Origin of the sequence: Microbacterium sp. SORGH_AS_0421 (assembly GCF_030818635.1) — a bacterium.
Classification (GTDB): Bacteria; Actinomycetota; Actinomycetes; order Actinomycetales; family Microbacteriaceae; genus Microbacterium.
On the sequence record NZ_JAUTAO010000001.1, the window covers coordinates 485,982 to 503,948 of the forward strand.

Sequence of the window (17,967 nt, forward strand, 5' to 3'; positions counted from 1 at the left end):
GTCCGGCTATGCTGGACCACGGCCTGCGCGCCGTTTCGCGCGGAGGCCCTGCGCCCGTAGCTCAATGGATAGAGCATCTGACTACGGATCAGAAGGTTAGGGGTTCGAGTCCCTTCGGGCGCACACTGTGTTGAGACAGTAAGAGAAGCCCCGGCGTGAAGAAATTCCGCCGGGGCTTTTTCTCTGCCCGGATGCCGACAACCCGGCCGGTCCGCGGGACCTCAGGCCGAGGCCGCCTCCTCCGCATGAGCCGCATCCATCGCGGTCGAGTGCAGCTGAAGGATCGCGACGGCCTCGTGGAGGGAACCGAGCGGCGTCTCGATCTCGTCGTAGTGGTGCACGAAGCCGTTCGCGTCGCGTGCACTCACCGCGACCAGGGCGTACCCCGGCCGAGCGACGCGCTTCGCGCGTCCCGATCGTCGTCGTGCCATGGCATCCGCCTTCCGTTGGCGCCGAGGCTACCCCGGGCGCGCGCGGAACCGGAGTCAGCGCGCGGCGGACTTCTTCTTCTTGCCGCCCTTGTGCGTCTCGGGCTCGGGTGAATCTTTCGTCGCCCCCGCCTCGTCGGCAGCAGCCCGGTCCTTCGCTCGACGTTTCGCCTGCGAGGCGAGACGCGCGAGGTCGACCATGCGGAGCGCGTCCATGCGCGCCTTGCGCATTCGGGCGTAATCCGGATCGGCGTCCGCGGTCATGCCCTCGACGTCGAGACGCTGGCTGAGGTTCGCCTCGACGTCGCCCCACGCCGCGATACGGGCGTCGGCGACGAGGACCTTGACCCGCTCGGGATCGTCGGCGAGGGCGCGCAGCTCCTTGGCGACACCGCGGGACTGCTTGGCACGACGACGCAGGTTGCGCGTGTCACGGTCGCGGTAATCGTGGGTGCCCGACGAGTCCGAGAACCGGCCCCACGCGCGCTTGCGCTGATGGGTGACCCGCTCCGCCGCCTGGTCCTGCTCGTCGGCGAGGGAGCGCAGCGTCTCGCGGGCCAGCTCGGCGAAGACCTCGCCGTCGAAGTGGCCCCCGCGGGCGATGGTGTCGACGAGAATCCGGTTGCGCACAGCGAGCCGCGCCGCGGCTGTCGCGATCGACAGCCCCTCGGCGATGGCCTCCTTCGTGCGCCCCACGTGACCTCCCCGTCCAGGCTATCGTCCGGGGCGCGTCGATCGCTCAGGTGAGCTTCGCCACCACGGCTGCGATGCGACGGGCGCGGGTGCCGGCGGCCTTCGCTGCATCGACGCTCGTCACGTGCGCTTTGCGCGCGCTCGGCGAGAGGGCGTCGAATTTCGCGCGCATTCCCGCGTCGGAAAGGGCCGCAGCCAGGTCGTCGGGAATTTCCACCGTGCGGGGCGCGGTGTCGAGGGCGAGATCGATGGAGATGGCATCCCCTCCCGACAATCCCGTGGCGGCGCGCTTGTCCGCGGAGAACGGAATGAGGGATTTCCCGCCCATCGCACCGATCGTGCTGGAGAACGTGAACCCGTTCACGTCCACGATGACCGCGGCGCGCCTTCCACCGCCCAGAGCGTCGACCACCTCGGGCGGCACCTCGATCCCCGTGTTGTTGCCCGTTTGCCGAAGGGTCGTATCGAAACGCATGGCCGGAGTGTGTCAGACAGTCGAATAAGTGAACAACGGCCTAAATGCAATCCCCTCCATCCGCGCGGCGGGACTGCCTATGGTCGGTTTCGTTGCGGAGGGCCTCGGAGAGTACTCGGGGGCCTTCTGTCATTTCCGGATGCATACAGGAAACACCCAGGTGTGCGCAAAGCCCAATCCGAATCGAGCGTTGTCTCCGAAGATGTGATGAGGCGGCCGGACGGTCGCTGCCAACACTCTGGGAGGTTCATCATGAGCTCATCACCCAACCGTCTCGTGGCCACCGTCTTCGGCGCTGTCTACCTGCTCGTCGGTCTGCTCGGCTTCGCCGTCACCGGCGGGGTCGGTTTCATCGCCACACAGGGCGGACTACTCCTCGGCATCTTCGAGGTCAACCCGCTCCACAACATCGCCCACCTCCTGATCGGTGCCGCACTGCTGGTCGCCGGTCTCGCCAACGCTCGCGCAGCGAAGGGCGTCAACACGACCGTCGGCGCCGTCTACCTGCTCCTCGGCATCGTGGGCTTCTTCCTCGTGGGCACCGCCGCGAACATCCTCGCGCTGAACGTGCCCGACCACTTCCTCCACCTCGCCAGCGCCGTCGTGCTGCTGGGTGTCGGCCTCGGCACCGAGCGCAACGTCCCGCGTACCGCGGCGGTCTGAGCATGACTGCTGCGACCTTCGTGAGGTCGTGGCCCTCCGTATCCGCGTGGGGGGCCGGTCTCATCACCGCCGCCCTCGGCGCGGGTGCCATCATCCGTCCCGATTCCGGGGCCGTCGCAAGCGGCCTCGGGATCGGGATGGTGGTCCTCGGTCTGGCCTGCCTCGCGTGGGGAGCGGCCACACTGTCGACGGGCCGTCTCGTCGTCCCCCGCATCACGTTGGCGGGAGCGCTCGTCGCCCTCGCCCTCACGGCGGGCCTGATGTTCGCAGCTCCCGCTCACACGAGCATCCTCGGCGTCACGGCGGCGTGCGCCCTGCTCGTCGTCGTGGGTGCCACCGCGGCCGTTCATCTTCGCCGAGTGAGCCGCGGTCCGAATCCGACGCGCACCGCCCAGCCGATGAGCGTCGTCGGACTGCTCGTCGCCGCCGCGGTCATCGCCGTGGTCGTCACCCCCGCTCTCGGGGCCACGCAGAACGCCGTCCTCCTGCGCGACGACGGCACCGTTCCCGTCATCTCGCACGAGGGACACTGATCCCTCTCACGGAGCCCACCCGCTCAGACGGTGGCACGCTGGAAGGGTGACGATCGACGCCTCCTCTTCCGCTCCCGGCTGGATCCAGTCGCTGCGCGGCAAGATCCTCGTCGCTCTCGCGGGAGATCCCACCGGCATGGCCCCCTACGTCCGCGCGATCGCCGATGGAGACGACACCGGCTACTTCGTCGAGAACGGCCCCGCGTGGACCGTGCACGCCGGGATGGGCACGCTCGTGGCCGGCATCCGGGCCCTTCTTCTCCAGGCCCTGCACCCGGGAGCGCTCGCCGGCGTGCACGACTGGTCGCGCTATCGCGAGGATCCGATCGGTCGCCTCACCGGCACCGTGCGCTGGGTCATCACGCTGACGTACGGGTCGAGGACGCAGGCGGATGCCGAGACCGCACGCGTAGGGAGGTTTCACCGCCGCGTGAAGGGCGAGTACGTCGGCGGCGACGGAAGCGAACGCGCGTACACCGCCGAGGCGGCGGACCTCGTCCGATGGGTGCACCTCGCCTTCACCGACGCGTTCCTCGCCGGACACGAGGTGTCGCGCACGCCCATTCCCGGCGGACCCGACGCGTACGTCTCCGATTGGGCCACCGCCGGTCGACTCATGCGGCTCGTCGACCCGCCCCTCACCAGACGAGATCTCCGCGCCGAGATCGACGGCTTCGCCGACCGTGGCGAGCTGCGCGGCGACGAACGCGTGGCCGACGTGGTGAGGTTCCTGCGCAAGCCGCCGTTCCCCGGGCTCATGGGTCTGTCCTACCGCGTGCTGTTCGCCGCAGCGGTGGCAACCATCCCCCGTCGTTACCGGAAGATGCTCGGGGTGCGGCGTTGGCCTCTTCCCGTGTTGACGCTGACTCGCGTGATCCTGCGTGTCACCGAGCGCGCGCTGGGCTCGGGCCCCCGCGCCCAGGACATGGCGCGGCTGCGACTGGCCCGGCTGGAGCGTGACGGACGGGAGGCCGCGTGAGCGACGACGCCCGCCAGGCCGCGGAACGCTACCGGCTCGACCGGAAGCTGCGCGAGGCCGGTCTCGCGCCCGAACCCGCCGAACCCGAGGGACCCTCGCGGGGCTCGACCGCTGCCGAGCGCGCCGCCTTCGTCGAGACCTCGATCCAACAGGCGATCCGCCGCGGTGAGTTCGACAACCTCCCCGGCGCCGGCAAGCCTCTCCCCGACCTCGGCACCTCGCACGACCCCGACTGGTGGATCCGTCGCAAGATCGAGACCGAACAGCTCACCGGTCTCGGCCCTCCGGCGTTGACCCTGCGCGTCGAGCACGCCGAATTGGCGGAGCGACTGGATGCCATCGCCCGCGAGCCCGAGGTGCGCGAGGCGGTCGAAGACTTCAACCGCCGCGTGGTCGAGGCTCGGCGGCAGCTCCAGGGCGGCCCGCCCGTGGTGACGCCGACGGTGGACGTCGAGGCCGAGGTGGCGGCCTGGATCGAACGACGTCGCGCACGCGTGGAGGCGGCGGCATGGGCGGCGCCGGAACGACGGCGGCGCTGGTTCCGGCGCTCCTGACCGGCGTCGCTTTCGCCCCGGCTGACGTCCGGATCACACGATCGGCGCCTGCGCACCCGCTTCGGCATGTGCACGCCGCGTCGTCTCGGGAGGACCGTGCGATGTCGCGGGGCGGTCGGGGGGGGGGGGGGGGGAGAAAGAGCCGCGCCGTCAGAGCGCTGCCAGCGCCTCCGCGCGCTCGAGCAGCGCCCGGGCCCGAGCGAGTGCCGGCGCGTACGAGCCGTCGACGGGACCATCGGGAGTCGTCGACAGCAGCGACCGGGCGGCTTCCACGTCGGCGGGTGCGGGTGTGAAGCCGGCGTGGGCGCCGGGAATGGCGGCATCCCTCAGCGCGAGCGTGCCGGTGAAGCCCATCGCGACGGCGTGGAGGGCGGCATCCCGAGCCTGCTCGACCGGGCCGCACGGACCGTCGATGGGTCCCGCGATACCCGCCGCGGCCGAGGCGACGACGAGCTGGGCGCGCGGCCACGACAGCGCGATGCGGTCGGCGGTCATCCCGGTGTCGCGACGAAAGTCGCCCGTGCCGAAAGCGAGGCGACGGGTCGCGGGGTGGGCGGCGATGGCCGGTGCCGCCAGCAGCGCCGCTGCCGACTCGACCATCGCGACGATCGGGGTGCCGGCCGGAAGGGATGCCGCGACGTGAGCCACGTCGTCGGGACCGGCGCACATGGCCAGGACGACCCCGGCCAGGCGATCGTCGAGGTCACGGCCCAGCGCGAGATCGGCTTCTCCGTCGCGCGTCCCGGCGGCGCTGATGCGCAACCACACCGGGGCGTCGACAGCGGCCCGCCGAGCGCGGTCCCGGCCCTCGGCCTTTCGCCCCGCGGGGAGGCCGTCTTCGAGGTCGATCACGAGTACGTCGGCCGCGGTCTCGAGACCGCCCGCCAGCGGCGAGCGGAGCATCCAGGTGCGCGCGAGGTCGACACGCGCCGGGGCGGGGGCGGCCGAAGCCGCCCCCGCCGAGGTGTCGTGCGTCAGAGTCACGAGCGACCCCGTGCCGCGGCCTCCGCCTCCGCCTGAGCGCGGAAGGCGTCGAGCGACTGCGTGTCGACGGTGGCCGCGGGACCCGTGCCGGCCTCCGCCGACGCCTGCTCCTTGGCATCCGCCGCGGGGGTCGCCGAGTGGTCGTGGCCGGTCATCAGACTCTCGTCGAAGGGGATGTTGCCGGCGAGCACCTCGCGGACGCGCTGGCCGTCGTACTGCTTGGTCCACACGCCGATGAGCATCGTGGCCACCGCGTTGCCCGTGAAGTTGGTGACGGCGCGGGCCTCGGACATGAAGCGGTCGATGCCGACGATGACGCCGACGCCGTCGACCAGGTCGGGGCGGTAGGCCGACAGACCACCGGCGAGGGTGGCGAGACCGGCACCGGTGACGCCGGCCGCGCCCTTCGAGGCGATGATCATGAAGATCATGAGACCGATCTGCTCACCGATCGACATGGGCGAGCCCATCGCGGTGGCGATGAACAGCGAGGCCATCGTGAGGTAGATCGCCGTGCCGTCGAGGTTGAAGGAGTACCCGGTCGGGACGGTGATGCCCACGACGGGCTTCGAGACACCGAGGTGCTCCATCTTGGCGATGAGGCGGGGAAGAGCGGCCTCGGACGACGAGGTACCGACGATGAGCAGGTACTCGCGGCCCAGGTACTTCATCAGCGTGAAGATGTTGACGCGGGTCACGACGTACAGCAGCGTGCCGAGCACCACGGCGATGAAGAGGAAGCACGTGATGTAGAAGGCGCCCATCAGGATGCCGAGGCTGATCACGGCCTGGAACCCGGTCTTGCCGACGACGGCGGCGATGGCACCGAAGGCGCCGATGGGGGCGAGCCACAGGATCATGCCGAGGATGCGGAAGACGAGCACCTGGAAGTTACGGATGCCCTCGACCATGCGCGCGCCGCGCTCGCCCATGCCCTGCAGGGCGAAGCCGACGAGAAGGGCGATGAACAGCACCTGGAGGATGCTGCCGCCGGTGAAGGCGGAGAAGAACGTGGTGGGGATGATGCCCAGGATGAACTCCTGGGTGGAGGTCGCCTCGGCCGCGGGGGCGTCGTACTGGGCGCCCGCGATGTTCAGTCCCTCGCCCGGGTGGATGATGTTGCCGACGACGAGGCCGATGATCAGGGCGAACGACGACATGACGAGGAAGTAGACCATCGCCAGGCCGCCGATCTTGCCGACCGTGGAGGCCTTGGCGATCGAGCCGATTCCCACGACGATCGTGCAGAAGATGACCGGGGCGATCATCATCTTGATGAGGCTGACGAAGCCCTTGCCGACGGGCTCGAGGGCCGTGGCGAACTGCGGGGCGACCAGGCCCACGATGACACCGGCCACGACCGCGACGATGACGGAGATGTAGAGCCAGTGGTTGCGGTCGATCTTCTTGCGCGGCCTGCCGTCGCGTGTGGTGCGGAGTGAGAGTGCCATGAGCGACTTCCCCTTTTCTAACGCCTTTGTTGAGTCCGGCGGGGGCGCCGGTCGATGTGACGACTTTGATCGACGCCGGACGCGTCGGCGATTTGTGGTCGTATTGTTCACGGCAAGCGCGAGAAGGGCGTGGTGATGAGACTGAGCGTGGGTGGACGCCTGGCGTTGGTGTCCCTGGGCGTCGTCGTGCTCGTCGCCGGCGTGCTGGCGGCGCTGCTGTCGGTGCAGTTGAGCGACTCCGGTCAGCGCGAGGCCGAGAAGGTCACCCGCTCCGTCGCCGAGACCCTCGCGCACGAGCCCGACGTCGCCGCTCTGGTCGTGCGGCGCGACTCCGGCGCCCTGCAGCCGATGGTCGAGCAGATCCTCCCCGACGCCGACCTGTCGTTCGTCACGATCATGACGCCCGACGGCATCCGTCTCACCCACCGCAACAGGTCCGAGATCGGCGAGCAGTACCTCGGTTCGCGATCGGAGGCGCTTGCCGGCCAGACGCACACCGAGGTCTACGACGGAACCCTCGGGCCCTCGGTGCGCACCATCGTCCCGATCCGCGACGGGGGCGACGAGAGCGGCGACATCGTGGGCCTGGTCGCCGTCGGCGTCACGCTCGGCGCCGTGCAGCAGGACCTCGCCGCTCGCGCACCGCTGATCGTCCTGGCATCCGCCGCCATCGTCGGCATGGGGATACTGGGAGCCCTCTACGTCCGACAGAGCGCACGACGCGTGACCGGCTCGTACACGCCCGCCGAGTTGTCGCGTCTCGTCGAGAGCTACGAGACGGTGCTGCACTCACTGCGCGAGGGGCTCGTGGTCACCGACCGCGCCGGGCGCATCGTGCTCTACAACGACGAGGCCGCCGACCTGCTGGGCCTGCCCCCGGCCCGCTCGGGGCAGGTATCGCTCGACCCCCGCGAGATCGAGATGGACGCCGGTCTCGCCGAGGCCATCGCGAGCGGTCGACGCATGGTCGAAGAAACCGTCGTCAACGGGGAGCGGGTGCTGCTGGTCAACCAGGAAGAGGCGCGCGATCTGGCGGGCCGGCGCGCTCCGGAACGCGGTCGGGTCATGACCTTGCGCGACCGGTCGGAGCTGCAGGCGCTGCTCGGCGAGCTCGAGGGCGTCCGCACGCTCAGCGACACCCTGCGTTCGCAGACCCACGAACACGGCAACCGCCTGCACGCGCTGCTGGCCCTGCTCGAGCTCGGGCGCATCGACGAAGCCCGCCGCCTGATCGTGGCCTCGACCGGCGAACGTCAGGAGCTCGCCGACCGCCTGGTCTCGGACGACGAGGACGCCGTGGTGGTCGCCCTGCTGCTGGGCAAACTCGACGAGGCCGCCGAGCGCGGCGTGCACCTCGACCTCGACGTCGCCGAGCCGACGCCCGCGCTGCCGCTCCCCGCGGCCGAGGCGGTGACGGTGGTGGGAAACCTCGTCGACAACGCTCTGGATGCCGCGGCGGCCGGCGCCGAACCCCGCTGGGTGCACGCGGCGCTTCGCGCAGGCGGAGGCGACGTGGTGCTCGAGGTGTCCGACAGCGGCACCGGGTTCGACCCCGCGCTCGCCGATCCCTTCGCGTTCGGCGCGTCCACCAAGCCGGCGCACTCCCCCGGAGGCCGCGGTGTCGGTCTCGCCCTCGTGCGCGACATCGTCGCGGCGCACGGCGGCACGCTGCAGGTGGTGGAGGACCCCACGACCGTGCGCGTTTTCCTTCCCGCCGTCGCCGAGGCGGTGGCGCCGTGATCAGGGTGCTGGTCGTCGACGACGACGCGCTGGCGTTGGAGCTGCATTCCGCCTACGTCGCTCGAGTGCCCGGTTTCGAGGTCGCCGGTCATGCCGCGGGAGCCCGCGCGGCGCTCACCGCCCTGAGCGATCCCGAGCGCCGTATCGACCTCGTCCTTCTCGACATGACGATGCCCGACGGCACCGGTCTCGACGTCGCCCGACGCGTGCGCGCGATGGGGTCTCGCGTTGACATCATCGCCGTCACCGCGGTCCGAGATGCCGCGACCGTGCGCGCGGCGGTCTCGATCGGCGTCGTGCAATACCTCATCAAGCCCTTCGCGTTCGCCGCGTTCCGCGAGCGTCTCGAGGCGTACCGGTCCTACGTCGAGGGCCTGGATCGCGCGGCGGGAGAGGCGACGCAGTCCGAGGTCGACGCGCTGCTGGGCACGCTTCGGACCATCGCTGCCCCGACCCTGCCGAAGGGCCTGAGCGACGAGACGCTGCAGGCCGTGGCGGAGCGCGTGCGCACGGCCTCCGGCGCCGTGTCCTCGACCGAGGTCGGCGAGAGCGAGGGCATGTCGCGCGTCACCGCCCGGCGCTACCTCGAGCACCTCGCCGACGTCGGTCGCGTCCGCCGCGAACCCCGCTACGGCGGCCAGGGCCGCCCCGAGATCACCTACGCCTGGCTCCGCGGCTAGCGGCGGCCCGCCCTCGTCGAGTGTCCGCGGGGACGTGGGTCAGAGGTCGAACGCCGCGCGTACGCCCTCGTTCACCACGACGCCGGCGCGTACGTTCAGGCCCTTGGCCAGGGCGGGATCGGCGGATGCCGCGGCCTCCCACCCCCGGTCGGCGATGCGTGTGATGTAGGGCAGGGTGGCGTTCGACAGGGCCCGGGTCGAGGTGTGCGGCACCGCGCCGGGCATGTTCGCGACGCAGTAGTACAGCGAATCGTGGACGCGGAAGGTCGGCTCGTCGTGCGTCGTGGGACGCGAGCCCTCGAAACAGCCGCCCTGGTCGATCGCGATGTCGACGAGGACCGAGCCGGGCTTCATCGCCGCGACCATGTCGTCGGTGACGAGCTTGGGCGCGGCGGCACCGGGAATGAGCACCGAGCCGATGACGAGGTCGGCGTCGGCGAGCTGCTCGGCGATCTCGAGGCGGGTCGAGGCGCGGGTCTCGATCGCGCCGCCGAAGCGCTCCTCGAGCTGACGCAGCTTGGGCAGCGAGATGTCGACGACCGTCACACGGGCACCGAGACCGAGAGCGTTCGCCGCGGCGTGCTCGCCGGCGACGCCGCCGCCGATGACGACCACCTTGGCCCGCGGGGTGCCGGGCACACCGCCGGGGAGCAGACCCCGGCCACCCGAGGCGCGCAGCAGGTGGTGGGCGCCCTCGATGATCGACAGGCGTCCGGCGACCTCGCTCATCGGCGCCAGCAACGGCAGGGCGCGATCGGCGGTCTGCACGGTCTCGTAGGCGACGCCCGTGGTCCCCGCGGCCATGAGCGCATCGGTCAGCGGCCGATCGGCGGCGAGGTGCAGGTAGGTGAAGAGGGTGAGATCGGCGCGCAGGAACCGGTATTCGGGGGCGATGGGCTCCTTGACCTTGACCAGGAGTTCGGCGCGTGCCCAGGTCTCGTCGGCGGTGGCGACGATCTCGGCGCCCGCGGCGCGGTACTGCTCGTCGGCGAAGCCGCTGCCCTCGCCCGCGCCCGCCTGGACGAGCACCTTGTGGCCGCGGTGGACGAGCGCATCGACTCCCGCGGGTGTCATCGCGACGCGGTTCTCGTTGTTCTTGATCTCGGTGGGCACGCAGACGCGCATGGGTTCCTCCTCGAGCGGATGAGCGTTGCGGAGAGAATCGCAGAAGAGCGTGTTTCCGTGGTGTTTCCCCGAAGAAAGGTCGGTATCTACGGCGAGGACGGCGATATCATCGGATACCGAGGGCTTCTTCGGTCCTCTGAAACGAAGGATCTGCGATGGCCGGGGACGATCTGCACCCGCTCGACGCCCGGATGATAGAGCTGCTGTCCGCCGACGCCCGCATGACGAACGCCGCGCTCGCCGAGGCGCTCGGGGTCGCGGCATCCACCGCTCATACCCGTCTGCGGGGGCTCATCGACCGCGGTCTGCTCACCGGCTTCCACGCCGCCGTCGACCAGAGCCGTCTCGGCCGGGGCCTGCAGGCGATCGTGGGCGTGACGCTACGACCGGGGCAGCGTCAGGAGAGCATTCGCGCGTTCGCGCACGAGATCCGCCGCCATCCGGACGTGATCCAGCTGTTCTTCCTGGGCGGGGCGGACGACTTCCTCGTGCACATCGCGGTCGACGATTCCTCGGCCGTGCGCCGCTTCGTCGTCGACCACCTCTCGGCCCGGCACAGCGTGGCCTCCACCCGCACGAGCATCATCTTCGAGTACCACCGCAACGCCCTGGCGGCGGATTTCGACTGACCCCGCCCGGGTCGATAGTCCCCGGCACGGCCGCCGTCAAGACGGCCGGCGTACCAGACGGCGCCGCCATGATGAGACCCCGGGGGGTTTCATGGTGCTGTCGATCGGCGTAGCCGTCATGTGCGTGGTGTTGGCGATCGGAGTGATCTGCGTGATCCTCCCGCGCATCGGCAGCGCGGGCGCTCTCGGTGTGTTCCTGAGGGTCGGAGCCCTCTCGGGAGCGGTCTCGGTCGGTGCGGCAGTGCTGGACATCATGGCGTCGAACGGAGCCGGAGACCTGACCCGGATCGCCGCCGACACCACGATGATCCTCGCCCCCGCACTGCTGTGCGCCGCCCTCGTCGTGACGCCCGATCGCCCCCTCACCCGATCCCTGCCGATCGCGGTGGCCGTCGCCGCCGTGGCCGCCCTGGGCTTCACCCTCGCGCCCGCCGCGGTCACGACGATCAAGGCGTTCACCCTCGCCCTCGCCTGCGGCCTCTGCGCCGTCCTGGCGTTCCGGGCGAGCGCGCTGCCCCGCCGATCCCGCTTCGTGCTCACCACCGCGATGGGCGCATACGCGCTGTACTCCACGGCTCGCGGCATCCTCTCGCTCGAGAGCGACTCGTTCGACCCCGTGTTCTCCCCCACCGGTGTCATCGTGGCCGGCATCTCGGCGATGCTGTTGACCGGCGTCTCGATCGTCATCATCGGCCTGCCCTCCGCGGGTGCCACCGCCGGGGGCCGCCGCCGGGGGGCCTCGATCTCGATCGGCGACTGGAATCTCGCCACCGCCGCCTTCGGCCGCGAACGCGTCCGCGTTCTGCTGCTCGATCTGCGCCGGGCCGCGCGAGATCTCGACCCCTCGACCGTCGACTCGCTGCACGGCGTGGAGATCTCTGTGCCGTCGGCGATATCCGCGCTGCGGGAGCGCTTGGCCGCCGACTACGGCTGGCGCCCCGAGGAGGTCGAGTTGCTCACCGACGCGACACCCCGGCGGCGGCCGCGGATCACCGTCTGAGCGCTCGCACCCGCACGCGCGTTGCCTCGGCCGCGTCATCGACCGGTGCCGTCGCACGGCTGCTCCGCAACAGGTCCGAGAGCAACCGAGAGCCCCGAACCGTCGGGCTGCGCACCCGATCGCGGCCTCAGCGCACCGCGGCCGCGATCGCCGCGATGTCGGCGGGCGTCGAGCGGCAGCACCCGCCCACCAGACGCGCGCCGGCGGCGACCCACGAAGGTGCCGCGTCGGCCAGGGGCGCCGTACCGCCATGCCAGGTGCGTGTGGCGGCGTCCCACCTCTCACCGGTGTTCGGGTACGCCAGGAGCGGGATGCCGGGAGCCTCGGCGAGCGCGGGAAGCACCGTCTCGGGCGCGCAGCAGTTGACGCCCACGGCGAGCACGCTCGAGACCGATGCCGCGGTGCGCAGGGCCTCGGCGCGGGCGCCTCGGTGCGCGTAACCGGTGCTGTCGGCGGAGACGCTGACGAAGGCGGGGACACCGAGATCATCGAGTTCGAGGGCGAGCGCCTCCACTTCGAGAACGGAGGGGATGGTCTCGACGGCGAGGAGGTCGGCACCCGATTCGGCGAGAACGTGCAGGCGGCGTCGATGGGCGCTGCGCAGCTCGTCGAGACTCAGCCCGTAGGAGCCGGTGTACTCACTGCCGTCGGCGCGCAGGGCACCCACCGGGCCGACGGAGGCCGCGACCGCCACATCGCCGGCCTCTCGCGCGAGAGACACCGAGCGGCGCAGGAGCGCCTCGACCTCGGCATCCGGGATCACTCCCCCGAAACTCAGCTGGTACGAGGCGGTGATGACGACCTCGGCTCCCGCGGCGACGAACTCGGCGTGGGCCGCGCGCACCTCGTGGGGCTCGTCTCGCAGCACGCGGGCCGACCACAGCGCGGAGGTGACGTCGTTGCCGCGCGCCTCGAGCAGGGTGCCCAGGCCGCCGTCGAGGACGACGGGGCGTCGGGTCACGGTGGCGACGAGGTCGATCACGCCTCGTGCGTCTCGCCCGCCGCGAGCACGCGCAGAGCGCTCGCGAGAAGGGCCTGGTCGTGTCGGCTGACATCGCGGAGCGCGTCGGCTTCGAGGCGGACGAGCTCGGTCATCGCCGCGTCCACGCGCTCGATGCCCTCGGCGGTGATCGCGACGAGGATCGCGCGGCCGTCGGAGGGGTTGGGGCGGCGATTGACGAGTCCGCGCTCGGCGAGCTTGTCGAGGCGGTTCGTCATGGCGGCGCTGCCGATCATGGTCGCTGTGATCAGGCGCGTTGCGCTGAGCTCGGTGCCGGCGCGGCGGAGCACGGCGAGAACGTCGAACTCCCAGACGGCGATGTCGGCGCTGGCGAAGGCTTTGGCGCGGAGCTTCGACAGGTGGAAGGCCGCGCGGCGCAGGCGCGACATCACGTCGAGGGGCGTCAGGTCGACGTCGGGCAGCAACTGCGACCAGGCGTCGATGAGGAGGTCGACCTCGTCGTCTTTACTGCTGGCAGTGGGCACACCTCGACGGTACCCGAGCCGCGGGGTGGTGCGGCGCGCGACGGGCGGAGCGGGCGTTTCGCGCGCCCCGGGAAGGAACTCGTCGGGTGTCCAGAACACGCCGCGTCGGCACGGTCCCGCGCGGCGTGTCATGGACACTCGACGCGGGCGGGCACCGGATGCCGGGGCCCCACGCGGTTCAGCGCGAGCGCGGCGGCGCGGTCGTCGCCCGCGCGACGAGGCGCGTCGGGAGTTCGATGTGCGTCTCGGGCAGGGTCTCCCCGGCCAGCAGCGCGAGCACCATCCGCACGGCCTCGGCGCCGAGGCGCTTCATCGGCTGGCGGACCGTGGTCAGGGCGGGTTGCGCGCGGGCGGCCTCGGGCACGTCGTCGAAACCGACCACCGACAGATCGCCGGGCACGCTCAACCCCCGCGCGGCGGCGACCTCGATGATCGACAGCGCCGAGAGATCATTCGCGGCGAACACCGCCGTGGGCGGGTCGTCGAGCGAGAGCATGGCCTCGGCGGCTTCGCGCGCGACGTCCTGCTCGTAGCGTCCGACGCCGACCAGCGCGGAGTCGAACGGGATCCCCGCGGCGGCGAGCCCCGCGCGGTACCCCGAGGCGCGGGCGACCGCGGAGCGCAGATCGGGCCGCCCCGCGATGAAGCCGGTGCGCCGGTGACCGAGCTGCACGAGATAGTGCACGGCCTGCTGCGCGCCGGTGTAGCTGTCGGACTCGACGGTCGGCAGGTCTCCCCGGCCCGTGTGCGGGTCGATGGCCACGATGGGCACCTCTCCCGAGACGTTGACGACCGTGGGCGTGACGATGATCGCCGCATCGATGAGCGTGCCGCTCAGCCGGCTCAGCGAGCGGCGCTCCCAGCCCTCGCCGTCGCGACGCGCGCCCGTGTAGGCCAAGAGGTCGTACCCGGTGTCGGACAGGGCTCCCCCGACTCCCTTGAGGATCTCGGCGGAGAACGGCTCGATGTCGGCCACGAGCACGCCGATCACGCCCGTCCGGCGCGAGCGCATGCTGCTGGCGACGAGGCTCGACTCGTACCCGAGGGTCTTCACGGCGTCCAGGACCCGCCCCACGGTCTCGGGCGACACCCCGTAGCGCCCGTTCACCGCCTTCGACACCGTGGCCACCGAGACCCCGGCCGCCGCGGCGACGTCGTGGATGGTCGCGCGCCTCGTCATGGCATCCGACCATAGCGTGGAAAACATTTTCGAAAACGTTTGACGTTCGCGCGAGCCCCGGGCGACACTGCTCACACCTCGGCGGGCAGCAGACCCCGAGAAGCGCACGAACGGCGAAGCAGCCGAACACCGACGCGTCCCACGGCGCACCTCGACGAAGAGAAACGGGAATCACATGAACACGCGCAAAATCCTCGCCGGAGCGGCCCTCGCCGTCGCCGGAACACTCGCCCTCGGTGGCTGCGCCGCGGGCGGCGGCGGCCAGAACGCCGACGGTTCGGTCACGCTGACGCTGTGGCACAACTCCACCACGGGTGACGGCAAGAAGTACTGGGAGGACACGGCCGCGGCGTTCGAGGCGGCGAATCCCGGCGTCACGATCGAGATCCAGGCCCTGCAGAACGAAGAGATGGACGGCAAGCTCCAGACCGCCCTCAACTCGGGCGACGCCCCCGACCTGTTCATGGCTCGCGGCGGCGGCAAGCTCGCCGACATCGTCGCGGCCGGCCAGGCGATGGACCTCACCGACAAGATCTCGCCCGAGGTCAAGACCGCTCTCGGCAACTCGCTCGGCGCCTTCGAGGTCGACGGCAAGAACTACGGCATGCCCGTCGCCGTGCTCCCCTCGGGCATCTTCACCTCGCAGGATCTCCTGTCCGCGGCCGGCGTCTCCGCCGCCCCCGAGACGATCGACGAGTTGCAGGCCGCCGACGCGAAGATCCGCGCCACGGGCGTCGCCCCGATCGCCGTGGGCGCGAAGGACGCCTGGCCCGCGGCCCACTGGTACTACAACTTCGCGCTGCGCGCCTGCTCGAAGGACGTCCTGGACACCGCGGCGCAGAGCCGCAGCTTCGACGACCCGTGCTGGCTGCAGGCGGGTGAGAACCTCGAGTCGTTCCTGAAGACCCAGCCCTTCAACGACGGCTTCCTCACCACGGCGGCCCAGCAGGGTGCCGGTTCGTCGGCGGGCCTGCTCGCCAACCACCAGGCCGCCATGGAACTCATGGGTGCCTGGAACCCCGGCGTGATCGCCTCGCTCACGCCCGATGAGAAGCCCCTCGCCGACCTCGGTTGGTTCCCCTTCCCCGAGGTTCCCGGCGGCAAGGGCGAAGAGGGCGCGATCATGGGCGGCGTCGACGGCTACTCGTGCTGGGTCAACGCCCCGGCGCAGTGCACCGACTTCCTGAACTTCCTCGTCAACAAGGAGAACCAGGAGAAGTACGCCGCGGCCTTCCAGACCATCCCCGCCTCGAGCGAGGCGACGGATGCCGTCACCACCCCCGCCCTGCAGTCCGCGCTGAAGGCGTACACCGACGCCCCCTACGTCTCGGTCTGGCTCGACACCCTGTACGGACAGAACGTCGGCAACGCCCTGAACGTCGCCGTCGTCGACCTGTTCGCCGGCAAGGGCAGCCCGCAGGGCATCGTCGACGCCGTCAACGCCGCCGCTTCCCGCTGAGGACGCCGACCATGACCACCCAGCTCGCCACCTCGGCGACCGACGCCGGGTCAGGCCGCCCGGCCGGGGAGGGCGCCACACGCGCCCCCTCGGCCGGGCGGCCGACCGCGCGGCGGCGGCTCGAGAACTGGCGCATCCGCGGCGAACTCGCGATCCTCCTGGGCCCCGCTCTGGTGGTGTTCGTGTCGTTCGTCATCCTGCCCGTCGCCCTCGCCGCCTACTACGGCTTCTACAAGTGGTCGGGCTTCGGCGCTCCCGTCGACTTCGTGGGGCTGCGAAACTACATCACCATCCTCACCGACCCGGCCTTCCACGAAGCCCTCGGCCACAACGCGTTCATCGTCGTCGGATCCCTCGTGCTGCAGGGACCTCTCGCGCTGGGCCTCGCGCTGCTGCTGAATCGCAAGATGCGCGCGCAGTCGCTCATCCGCGTGCTGATCTTCGTGCCCTACGTCATCTCCGAGGTCGTCGTGGGTCTCGGTTGGGGCCTCATGCTGCAGTCGGGCGGCGCGCTCAACGGGGCTCTGGAGAAGATCGGGCTCGGCTCGCTCCGCGCGGACTGGATCTCCGATCCGGCGCTGGCGATCTGGACGCTGCTCATCATCATCACGTGGAAGTACATCGGCTTCGCCGTGATCCTCTTCCTCGCCGGTCTCCAGGGCATTCCCGAGGAGCTGAGCGAGGCCGCCGCGATCGACGGTGCCTCGTACTGGCAGATCCAGCGCCACATCGTCCTGCCCCTCATGGGACCGACGATCCGCATCTGGGCGTTCCTGTCGATCATCGGCTCCCTCCAGCTGTTCGACCTCGTCTGGATCGTCTGGGGTCAGTACGTCGCCTCCACGGCGGGGACCTCCACGATGGCCACCTACATGGTCGCCAACGGCCGCAATGCCGGCAGCTTCGGGTACGGCAGCGCCGTGGCCGTGGTGATGTTCCTCATCTCGCTCGCCGTCGCCCTCGTCTATCAGCGCTTCGTGCTGCGGCGCGACACGGCCGGCGCTCTCACGGGAGGTTCGAAATGACCGCCACCGCCACCCTCGTCACCCCTCGCGGCGGGAGGACCCCGCGCCGACGCCCCGCCGGAGCGAACCGCGGCAGCTCGGTGCTCGTCGGCTTCGTCGCCCTGCTGCTGATCGGGATGATGCTCGCCCCGGTGGTCTACATCATCCTCGGCGGCTTCCGCTCGAACGCCGAGATCACCGTGGATCCCTCGGGCTTTCCCACCACCTGGAACTGGCAGAACTACGCCGACGTGCTCGCGAGCCCCGCGTTCTGGGGCCAGGTCGGCAACTCCGCGATCGCCGCGATCGCGACGACGGCGTTCGTCGTCGCGCTGGGCATGATGGCGGCCTACGGCCTGGCCCGGTACCGCTTCCGCGGGCGCGGAGCCGTCTACGCCCTGTTCACCGCGGGCCTGATGTTCCCGATGACCGTCGCGATCACGCCCCTGTACATCCTGGTGCGCAATCTCGGTCTGACGAACTCGCTCGCGGGCGTCATCGTGCCGCAGATCGCTTTCGCCCTGCCCCTGACGATCATCATCCTGTCGCCGTTCCTTGCCGCCATTCCGAGCGAGCTGCAGGAGGCCGCCTCGATCGACGGGCTCGGCCGCCTCGGCTTCTTCTGGCGCATGGTGCTGCCTCTCGCGGTGCCCGCGGTGGTGACGGTCGGCATCCTGGCCTTCGTCAACAGCTGGAACTCGTACATGCTGCCGCTGTTCATCCTCAACAACGAGGCCGCCTACACGCTGCCGCTGGGCACCCAGGCGTTCGCCTCGCAGTACTCGGTCGACACCGCCCGAGTACTCGCTTTCACCTCTCTGTCGATGATCCCCGCTCTGCTGTTCTTCAGCGTGTTCGAGCGACGGATCGTGGGCGGACTCACCGGTGCCGTGAAGGGCTGATCC

Annotated in this window: 20 protein-coding genes and 1 tRNA gene; 12 read left to right on the top strand and 9 right to left on the bottom strand. The window is 70.7% G+C overall.

Annotated features, from left to right (window positions below):
- Positions 1-50: 50 nt before the first annotated feature.
- Positions 51-123, top strand: a tRNA-Arg gene (locus tag QE416_RS02395).
- Positions 124-221: 98 nt separating this feature from the next.
- Here the strand turns inward: QE416_RS02395 and QE416_RS02400 are convergent.
- The 3 genes from QE416_RS02400 to QE416_RS02410 are packed head-to-tail and all read right to left on the bottom strand — an operon-like array spanning position 222 to position 1,596.
- Complete coding sequence (locus tag QE416_RS02400; protein ID WP_307313154.1) at positions 222-431, bottom strand: hypothetical protein; 210 nt, start codon at positions 429-431, stop codon at positions 222-224.
- 54 nt (positions 432-485) lie between these two features.
- Positions 486-1,124 (bottom strand): asparagine synthase, encoded by a 639-nt coding sequence (locus QE416_RS02405; RefSeq protein WP_210072924.1) that lies wholly within the window; start codon positions 1,122-1,124, stop codon positions 486-488.
- 43 nt (positions 1,125-1,167) lie between these two features.
- Positions 1,168-1,596 (bottom strand): YdeI/OmpD-associated family protein, encoded by a 429-nt coding sequence (locus tag QE416_RS02410; RefSeq protein ID WP_307313156.1) that lies wholly within the window; start codon positions 1,594-1,596, stop codon positions 1,168-1,170.
- Between the two features lie 252 nt (positions 1,597-1,848).
- Here QE416_RS02410 and QE416_RS02415 point away from each other — a divergent pair, with 252 nt between their 5' ends.
- The 4 genes from QE416_RS02415 to QE416_RS02430 are packed head-to-tail and all read left to right on the top strand — an operon-like array spanning position 1,849 to position 4,325.
- Positions 1,849-2,259, top strand: coding sequence for a DUF4383 domain-containing protein (locus tag QE416_RS02415; protein WP_103205818.1), 411 nt, complete (start codon positions 1,849-1,851; stop codon positions 2,257-2,259).
- Positions 2,260-2,261: 2 nt separating this feature from the next.
- Positions 2,262-2,792, top strand: coding sequence for a hypothetical protein (locus QE416_RS02420; RefSeq protein WP_267788104.1), 531 nt, complete (start codon positions 2,262-2,264; stop codon positions 2,790-2,792).
- Positions 2,793-2,838: 46 nt separating this feature from the next.
- A complete protein-coding gene (locus tag QE416_RS02425; RefSeq protein ID WP_307313161.1) occupies positions 2,839-3,771 on the top strand; it encodes an oxygenase MpaB family protein in 933 nt (310 codons plus the stop codon).
- Complete coding sequence (locus QE416_RS02430) at positions 3,768-4,325, top strand: DUF1992 domain-containing protein (protein ID WP_307313163.1); 558 nt, start codon at positions 3,768-3,770, stop codon at positions 4,323-4,325. The genes QE416_RS02425 and QE416_RS02430 overlap by 4 nt, the downstream gene beginning before the upstream one ends.
- A 150-nt stretch (positions 4,326-4,475) precedes the next feature.
- Here the strand turns inward: QE416_RS02430 and QE416_RS02435 are convergent, their stop codons facing one another.
- Together QE416_RS02435 and QE416_RS02440 are read right to left on the bottom strand one after the other, a co-directional pair.
- Complete coding sequence (locus QE416_RS02435) at positions 4,476-5,309, bottom strand: aldolase/citrate lyase family protein (RefSeq protein WP_267788110.1); 834 nt, start codon at positions 5,307-5,309, stop codon at positions 4,476-4,478.
- Positions 5,306-6,760 (bottom strand): cation:dicarboxylate symporter family transporter, encoded by a 1,455-nt coding sequence (locus QE416_RS02440; protein WP_307313166.1) that lies wholly within the window; start codon positions 6,758-6,760, stop codon positions 5,306-5,308. The genes QE416_RS02435 and QE416_RS02440 overlap by 4 nt, the downstream gene beginning before the upstream one ends.
- A 135-nt stretch (positions 6,761-6,895) precedes the next feature.
- Here QE416_RS02440 and QE416_RS02445 point away from each other — a divergent pair, with 135 nt between their 5' ends.
- Positions 6,896-8,500, top strand: a complete 1,605-nt coding sequence (locus tag QE416_RS02445) for an ATP-binding protein (RefSeq protein WP_307317838.1) — start codon at positions 6,896-6,898, stop codon at positions 8,498-8,500.
- The gene (locus tag QE416_RS02450; RefSeq protein ID WP_210072912.1) at positions 8,497-9,180 is read left to right on the top strand and encodes a response regulator; all 684 of its coding nucleotides are present in this window, start codon (positions 8,497-8,499) and stop codon (positions 9,178-9,180) included. The genes QE416_RS02445 and QE416_RS02450 overlap by 4 nt, the downstream gene beginning before the upstream one ends.
- A gap of 39 nt (positions 9,181-9,219) precedes the next feature.
- Here the strand turns inward: QE416_RS02450 and ald are convergent, their stop codons facing one another.
- Positions 9,220-10,305, bottom strand: a complete 1,086-nt coding sequence (ald, locus tag QE416_RS02455; RefSeq protein ID WP_307313171.1) for an alanine dehydrogenase — start codon at positions 10,303-10,305, stop codon at positions 9,220-9,222.
- A 155-nt stretch (positions 10,306-10,460) separates the two neighbouring features.
- Here ald and QE416_RS02460 point away from each other — a divergent pair, with 155 nt between their 5' ends.
- Together QE416_RS02460 and QE416_RS02465 are read left to right on the top strand one after the other, a co-directional pair.
- Complete coding sequence (locus QE416_RS02460) at positions 10,461-10,934, top strand: Lrp/AsnC family transcriptional regulator (protein WP_267788116.1); 474 nt, start codon at positions 10,461-10,463, stop codon at positions 10,932-10,934.
- 91 nt (positions 10,935-11,025) lie between these two features.
- Entirely contained in the window at positions 11,026-11,934 is a 909-nt protein-coding gene (locus QE416_RS02465; protein WP_307313173.1) for a hypothetical protein, read from the top strand.
- A gap of 127 nt (positions 11,935-12,061) precedes the next feature.
- On the opposite strand, the gene mmuM is transcribed toward QE416_RS02465, so the two are convergent.
- The 3 genes from mmuM to QE416_RS02480 all read right to left on the bottom strand — a co-directional run bounded on the left by mmuM (position 12,062) and on the right by QE416_RS02480 (position 14,599).
- Complete coding sequence (gene mmuM, locus QE416_RS02470; RefSeq protein ID WP_307313176.1) at positions 12,062-12,916, bottom strand: homocysteine S-methyltransferase; 855 nt, start codon at positions 12,914-12,916, stop codon at positions 12,062-12,064.
- Positions 12,913-13,419 (bottom strand): MarR family winged helix-turn-helix transcriptional regulator, encoded by a 507-nt coding sequence (locus QE416_RS02475; protein WP_210072902.1) that lies wholly within the window; start codon positions 13,417-13,419, stop codon positions 12,913-12,915. Before QE416_RS02475 ends, mmuM begins: the two co-directional genes overlap by 4 nt.
- A gap of 178 nt (positions 13,420-13,597) precedes the next feature.
- Complete coding sequence (locus tag QE416_RS02480; RefSeq protein WP_307313180.1) at positions 13,598-14,599, bottom strand: LacI family DNA-binding transcriptional regulator; 1,002 nt, start codon at positions 14,597-14,599, stop codon at positions 13,598-13,600.
- Between the two features lie 175 nt (positions 14,600-14,774).
- Here QE416_RS02480 and QE416_RS02485 point away from each other — a divergent pair, with 175 nt between their 5' ends.
- Genes QE416_RS02485 through QE416_RS02495 form a run of 3 tightly spaced genes read left to right on the top strand, consistent with a single transcriptional unit; the run spans position 14,775 to position 17,964 of the window.
- Positions 14,775-16,058: an extracellular solute-binding protein gene (locus tag QE416_RS02485; protein WP_307313183.1), complete on the top strand. Its 1,284-nt coding sequence runs from the start codon at positions 14,775-14,777 to the stop codon at positions 16,056-16,058.
- Between the two features lie 11 nt (positions 16,059-16,069).
- Positions 16,070-17,083, top strand: a complete 1,014-nt coding sequence (locus QE416_RS02490) for a carbohydrate ABC transporter permease (protein ID WP_307313187.1) — start codon at positions 16,070-16,072, stop codon at positions 17,081-17,083.
- Positions 17,080-17,964: a carbohydrate ABC transporter permease gene (locus QE416_RS02495; RefSeq protein WP_210072896.1), complete on the top strand. Its 885-nt coding sequence runs from the start codon at positions 17,080-17,082 to the stop codon at positions 17,962-17,964. The genes QE416_RS02490 and QE416_RS02495 overlap by 4 nt, the downstream gene beginning before the upstream one ends.
- Positions 17,965-17,967: the final 3 nt, after the last annotated feature.

What these genes read in the sequence shown, in the direction of transcription:
- QE416_RS02400 (WP_307313154.1), bottom strand. Translation starts at nt 431, where the DNA reads ATGGCACGACGACGATCGGGACGCGCGAAGCGCGTCGCTCGGCCGGGG.
- QE416_RS02410 (WP_307313156.1), bottom strand. Translation starts at nt 1,596, where the DNA reads ATGCGTTTCGATACGACCCTTCGGCAAACGGGCAACAACACGGGGATC.
- QE416_RS02415 (WP_103205818.1), top strand. Translation starts at nt 1,849, where the DNA reads ATGAGCTCATCACCCAACCGTCTCGTGGCCACCGTCTTCGGCGCTGTC.
- QE416_RS02420 (WP_267788104.1), top strand. Translation starts at nt 2,262, where the DNA reads ATGACTGCTGCGACCTTCGTGAGGTCGTGGCCCTCCGTATCCGCGTGG.
- QE416_RS02440 (WP_307313166.1), bottom strand. Translation starts at nt 6,760, where the DNA reads ATGGCACTCTCACTCCGCACCACACGCGACGGCAGGCCGCGCAAGAAG.
- QE416_RS02445 (WP_307317838.1), top strand. Translation starts at nt 6,896, where the DNA reads ATGAGACTGAGCGTGGGTGGACGCCTGGCGTTGGTGTCCCTGGGCGTC.
- ald (WP_307313171.1), bottom strand. Translation starts at nt 10,305, where the DNA reads ATGCGCGTCTGCGTGCCCACCGAGATCAAGAACAACGAGAACCGCGTC.
- QE416_RS02460 (WP_267788116.1), top strand. Translation starts at nt 10,461, where the DNA reads ATGGCCGGGGACGATCTGCACCCGCTCGACGCCCGGATGATAGAGCTG.
- QE416_RS02465 (WP_307313173.1), top strand. Translation starts at nt 11,026, where the DNA reads ATGGTGCTGTCGATCGGCGTAGCCGTCATGTGCGTGGTGTTGGCGATC.
- QE416_RS02480 (WP_307313180.1), bottom strand. Translation starts at nt 14,599, where the DNA reads ATGACGAGGCGCGCGACCATCCACGACGTCGCCGCGGCGGCCGGGGTC.
- QE416_RS02485 (WP_307313183.1), top strand. Translation starts at nt 14,775, where the DNA reads ATGAACACGCGCAAAATCCTCGCCGGAGCGGCCCTCGCCGTCGCCGGA.
- QE416_RS02490 (WP_307313187.1), top strand. Translation starts at nt 16,070, where the DNA reads ATGACCACCCAGCTCGCCACCTCGGCGACCGACGCCGGGTCAGGCCGC.
- QE416_RS02495 (WP_210072896.1), top strand. Translation starts at nt 17,080, where the DNA reads ATGACCGCCACCGCCACCCTCGTCACCCCTCGCGGCGGGAGGACCCCG.